The 4687-nt window shown below is 72.7% G+C and carries 4 protein-coding genes and 1 pseudogene; 1 reads left to right on the top strand and 4 read right to left on the bottom strand.

All coding sequences use genetic code 11. The features are described from left to right. Positions 1 to 731, top strand: a pseudogene (locus ACRDP3_RS00095) (hypothetical protein); the annotation flags it as partial. A 32-nt stretch (positions 732 to 763) separates the two neighbouring features. On the opposite strand, the gene ACRDP3_RS00100 reads toward ACRDP3_RS00095, so the two are convergent. The 4 genes from ACRDP3_RS00100 to ACRDP3_RS00115 all read right to left on the bottom strand — a co-directional run bounded on the left by ACRDP3_RS00100 (position 764) and on the right by ACRDP3_RS00115 (position 4451). Then, positions 764 to 1831 (bottom strand): fatty acid desaturase family protein, encoded by a 1068-nt coding sequence (locus ACRDP3_RS00100; RefSeq protein ID WP_431514698.1) that lies wholly within the window; start codon positions 1829 to 1831, stop codon positions 764 to 766. Between the two features lie 143 nt (positions 1832 to 1974). Then, positions 1975 to 2289 (bottom strand): YrhK family protein, encoded by a 315-nt coding sequence (locus tag ACRDP3_RS00105; RefSeq protein WP_431514699.1) that lies wholly within the window; start codon positions 2287 to 2289, stop codon positions 1975 to 1977. Continuing rightward, positions 2286 to 3329 (bottom strand): PHP domain-containing protein, encoded by a 1044-nt coding sequence (locus ACRDP3_RS00110; RefSeq protein WP_431514700.1) that lies wholly within the window; start codon positions 3327 to 3329, stop codon positions 2286 to 2288. Before ACRDP3_RS00110 ends, ACRDP3_RS00105 begins: the two co-directional genes overlap by 4 nt. A gap of 87 nt (positions 3330 to 3416) precedes the next feature. After that, positions 3417 to 4451, bottom strand: coding sequence for a LacI family DNA-binding transcriptional regulator (locus ACRDP3_RS00115; protein ID WP_431514701.1), 1035 nt, complete (start codon positions 4449 to 4451; stop codon positions 3417 to 3419). Positions 4452 to 4687: the final 236 nt, after the last annotated feature.

Raw genomic sequence — 4687 nt, forward strand, 5'->3', positions numbered from 1 at the left:
GGCGTACGCCCAGCGGCGCCGAGGCGCGGGCCGCGGCGCGCGCCGCGCTGCACCGGCCGGAGGAGGACCCGCAGGAGGACGAGCGCACACCAGCCAGGGGCGCGGGCCCGGTCGTCCTCGCCTCGGGCAATCTCGGCCTGGTCTCCTTCCCCGACGTGCCGGGTCAGATGTCCCTGGAACAGCTGGACAAGCGGCACCCCGCGCTGCTGCGCACGCTGGCCGACCACCCGGGCATCGGCTTCCTGCTCGTCCGCAGCGAAGCACACGGACCGGTGGTCCTCGGCGGCGCCGGCCGCGAACACCGTCTGGACACGGGCGAGATCCTCGGGGAGCACGACCCGCTCGCGCCCTTCGGGCCCGGCGCCGCGGAGGCGGTGCGCCGCACGGCCGGGTTCCGGCATGCCCCCGACATCATGATCAATTCCGCGGTCGATCCGGAGACGGGCGCGGTGCACGCGTTCGAGGAACAGATCGGCTCGCACGGCGGCCTGGGCGGCGAGCAGGGTCACGCGTTCCTGCTCTCGCCACTGGAGCTGTCGGCGCCGACCGGGGGCGAGGAACTGGTCGGCGCCGAAGCGGTGCATCTGGTCCTGCGCCGCTGGCTGAAGGAGTCGGCGGGCACCCCCGAGCCGGTGACCGGGGTGCCGGCCATCCCACGGGCCGCCGGCGAGGCGTTCCCGGCACCCCACCCCACCTCACCTGAGCCACCTCACCTGAGCCACCTCGCCTGACCCCCCTCACCTGACCCGCCTTACCCGAGGCGTCAGGCAGCGGTGGCGGCCTTCTCGCGGAGGGGCGCGCCGACCTCGTGCAGGTGACGCAGTGCCTCGCGCCACGAGGCGATCAGACCCGTCTCGTGGTAGCTGATGCCCAGCTCGGCACAGTAGTCGCGGACGATCCGCTGGGCGCGGCGCAGGTGGGGCGAGGGCATGTTCGGGAAGAGGTGGTGCTCGATCTGGTAGTTGAGCCCGCCGAGCGCGACGTCGGTCAGCCGCCCGCCCCGCACGTTGCGGGAGGTGAGCACCTGGCGGCGCAGGAAGTCCGGACGGTCCTCGCCGGTCAGCATCGGCATCCCCTTGTGGTTCGGGGCGAAGATCGAGCCGAGGTAGACGCCGAAGACGGCCTGGTGCAGGAAGAGGAACGCGATCGCGAGCCCGGGCGGCAGCACCAGGAACAGCGCGGCCAGATAGCCGCCGAGGTGCGCGAAGAGGAGCACGCCCTCCAGCACCCGCCGCTTCATGTGCGGCTCGCGCAGCGCCCGTACGCTCGAGACGTGGAGGTTGAAGCCTTCCAGCGTCAGCAGCGGGAAGAAGATCCCGGCCTGGTGCCGGCCGATGAAGCGCGGCAGTCCCTTCGCGGCGCGCGCCTGGTCCTGTGACCAGACGAGGATGTCGGGATTGACGTCCGGGTCCAGCTCTTCGTGATTGGGGTTGGCGTGGTGGCGGGTGTGCTTGTTCATCCACCAGCCGTAGGACATGCCGATGCCGAGGTTGCCGACGATGCGGCCGCCGACCTCGCTGGCCCGGCGCTTGCTGAACACCTGGCGGTGGGCGAGGTCATGAGCCACCAGCGCGAACTGCCCGAAGACCAGTCCCAGGAAGCCGGCGACCGCCAGCTGCCACCAGCTGTCGCCGAGCGTGAAGAAGGCCGCCCAGCCCGCCACGGCGGCCAGTCCCACGAGGGTCAGCCGGAGCGTGTAGTAGCCGGGCCGCCGGCGCAGCAGTCCGGCCTCGGCGATCCGCCGGGAGAGCCGGGAGAAGTCGCTGCCCTGAGCGGCCGGCCCGTCACCGGGGCGTGATCGGGCCTCGGGCGCTTCTGTCACTGTCGTCATGCTGTCAAGCCTCGCGGCGCCGGGGCGCCGCGGACAGCCGTACAGCAGGTCAGTGCGCAGGGGTGCAGGCACCGCACCCGGGGTGGTGCTGGGTACACCCCGCAACCGGTCCCGATCCACCCGAAGCACACCAAAAACCCAGGTCAGAAGTCCTGCGAGGACTCCCGCAGGTCGTAGGTCCCCGCGTGCATCCGCTGCAGGTGCGTGTGCCGGAACAGCCGGAGGACGGGCCGGATCATCAGCTCCACGCTGCCGAAGACGAAGCACCAGGTGCCCGGCGTCGTCCACGCCTCGGAGAAGAACATGATGCTGCCGACGAGGAACCAGAGGGCGATCAGGATGTCGTTGGCCGTGCTCGCCAGTTCGTAGCGCTGCCGGATCACCAGTTCTTCCCGGCCCACGTGCAAGGTCAGCGACTGGTGGTGGCCGTGCCGGGGCTCGGGTCCGGTCCCGGTCACCCGCGTCCTCCTCCTGGGCCGCCGGTCCAGCGCAGCAGTCCGTCGGCCGGCCGGGCGTTGACGACGCGTTCCACCGGCACGCCGCACTCCACCGCCCGTGCGCAGCCGTTGATCTGCCAGTCCAGCTGGCCGGGAGCGTGCGCGTCGGTGTCGATGGAGAAGAACACCCCGGCCGCCACGGCCTCCCGCAGCAGGCGGCGCGGCGGATCGAGCCGTTCCGGGCGGCAGTTGATCTCCACGGCCGTGCCCGACTCCGCGCACGCCGCGAAGACCTCCGCCGCGTCGAACTCCGACTCCGGCCTGCTCGAGAGCAGCCGGCCGGTGCAGTGCCCCAGCACGTCGACGAGGGGAGAACGGACGGCCGCGACCATCCGCCGGGTCATCTCCGCCTTCGGCATCCGCAGCTTGGAGTGCACGGAGGCCACCACCAGGTCCAGCCCGTCCAGCAGCTCCTCCTCCTGGTCGAGCCCGCCGTCGAGGAGGATGTCGCACTCGATGCCGGTCAGCAGCCGGAACGGCGCCACCCGCTCGTTGACCTCGGCCACCACCTCCAGCTGCGCGCGCAGCCGGTCGGCGGTCAGCCCTCGGGCGACGGTAAGCCGCGGCGAATGGTCGGTCAGTACCGCCCACTCGTGTCCGAGCTCCGCCGCCGTACGGGCCATCGCCTCGATCGGGCTGCCGCCGTCGGACCAGTCCGAGTGCAGGTGGCAGTCGCCGCGCAGCGCGGAGCGCAGCCGGTCCGCCTCTTCCGCGTGCGGTGCCTGACGTTCCGCCTCCGCCTCGGTTTCCGCGTCCACCTCCAGCTTCGCGAGGTAGCCGGGGACCTCGCCGCGCAGCGCTTCCCGTACGACCTGCGCGGTCTTGGGACCCACGCCCTTGAGTGACTCCAGCGACCCGCCGGCCGCACGCCGCTCCACTTCCTCGGCCGTCAGTCCTGCCAGCACCTCCGAGGCGGTACGGAAGGCACGCACCCGGTACGTCGGGGCCTGCCCGCGCTCCAGCAGGAACGCGATCCGGTCCAGTGCCGTCTGCGGGTCCACCGCCTCAGCCCTCCTTACGACCTGGTGCCGGTCATCCCTCCACGGTGCCGCATCGCGGCCGCCGGTGCGCGCCGGAGCCGGTTTCGCTCACACCGTCCGTCCAGTCGTGCGAAGCGTTGTGGGTCCCGCGGCCGGTGCCCTGCCCATCGACGCGCGTGGCTGCAGCTCGGCGGGGGCGAGTTCGACGTCCTCGGCCCGCCCCTCGGCGATGACCTTGTCCAGCGCGCGGGCCGCGGCGGCCCCCCAGCCCAGGGCGTCGGCGCGGGCGGAGGCGAGCGGCGGATGGGTGTAGGCGGCGAGCGGGGTGTCGTCGTACCCGACGATGGACAGGTCCTCCGGCACGGCCAGCCCCAGCCGCTGGGCGACCGCGAGACCGGCCGTCGCCGACAGGTCGTTCGCGAAGATGATCGCGGTCGGTCTGTCCTCGCCGCCGAGTGCCAGCAGCTCGCGGGTGGCGGCGGCGCCGCCGTCGGCGGTGAACCCACCGGGCAGCACCGGGCCGGGGGGCAGCCCCGCCGCCCGTACCGCCCGCTCCCACGACTCCTGCCGGCGTCGCGCGTGCCGGAACTCCTGCGGTCCGGCCACATGAGCGATCCGGCGGTGCCCGAACTCGACCAGCCGGCGGACGGCGGCGCTGAAGGCGGGCCGGTCGTCCAGGCTGACCGCGCACAGCCCCTGCGCACAGTCCGGGTCGCCCACCACCACGGCGGGCAGCCCGAGCCGGGTGGTGAGAGCGGGCCGGGGGTCGGTCACGCGCATGTCGGTGAGCAGTACGCCGTCGACCCGGCGGTCCGCCGCCAGCCGCTGGTAGGCCGCGGTCTCGTCGTCGGGTCCGGTGACGTGGAGCACGAGGGCGTCGCCACGCTGCGAGAGGACCGACTCGACACCCGCGATGAAGGCCGGGAAGAACGGGTCGGCGCCGATGGCGTCGGTCTCCCGCGCCAGGACCAGGCCGAGCGCCCCGGCTCTGCCGTGCGACAGCGCCTGCGCCGGCCGGCTCGGCCGCCAGCCCAGTTCCGCCGCGGCGGCCAGAATCCGGGCCTTGGTCTCCTTGGCGAGACCGGGCCGGTCGTTCAACGCGAAGGAAACGGCGCTGGGGGAGACCCCGGCCAGCTTTGCCACGTCCGCGATCGTGGGACGGCGTTCTCGTGCCATGAAGACCTGTTTCGTTCGATCGCTGCCCGTTATGAGCTGTTTGAACCGCTTTAACTCCCGCGCGATGACTGCACCCAACCGGATCGGTGAGCAGGGTGTCAATGGGTCGGCGCCCACCCCATTACCTCAGCGGTAATCGACCCGTCCCGTGGCGCACGCCAAGGTGAGCGCCACGGCTCCGCACCACCGCACCGCGGCAGGGG

It is taken from the genome of Streptomyces sp., assembly GCF_050698815.1.
Classification (GTDB): Bacteria; Actinomycetota; Actinomycetes; order Streptomycetales; family Streptomycetaceae; genus Streptomyces.